1 protein-coding gene is annotated in these 234 nt (G+C 40.6%); it reads right to left on the reverse strand.

Translation table 11 applies throughout. The annotated features are described in order from the left end of the window. Positions 1 to 48: 48 nt before the first annotated feature. A partial coding sequence (locus QZ269_RS13515) for a hypothetical protein (RefSeq protein WP_291427205.1) occupies positions 49 to 234 on the reverse strand: 186 nt, incomplete at its 5' end.

A 234-nucleotide genomic window follows, 5' to 3' on the forward strand; every position in this document is an offset into this window, starting at 1 on the left:
CTCTCTCTTTTCCGTTCATCTCCTTCCGTTCAGATTTTGTGGTTTTCCTTAGAAAGACGAAGGTAAAGGTGTTGTTTTTGCTGCTATAGTAGTAGTAGTAGTAGTAGCAGCAGCAACAACAACAACAGCAGTAGCAGTAGTAGTAGCAGCAGCAGTAGTAGTAGTAGCAGCAGGAGCAGTAGTAGTAGTAGTAGTTGTTGTAATAATTGTTATGTAAAAGAGGAGAAAGCAGAC

The sequence above is a fragment of the Deinococcus sp. genome (assembly GCF_018260405.1).
Lineage (GTDB): Bacteria > Deinococcota > Deinococci > Deinococcales > Deinococcaceae > Deinococcus.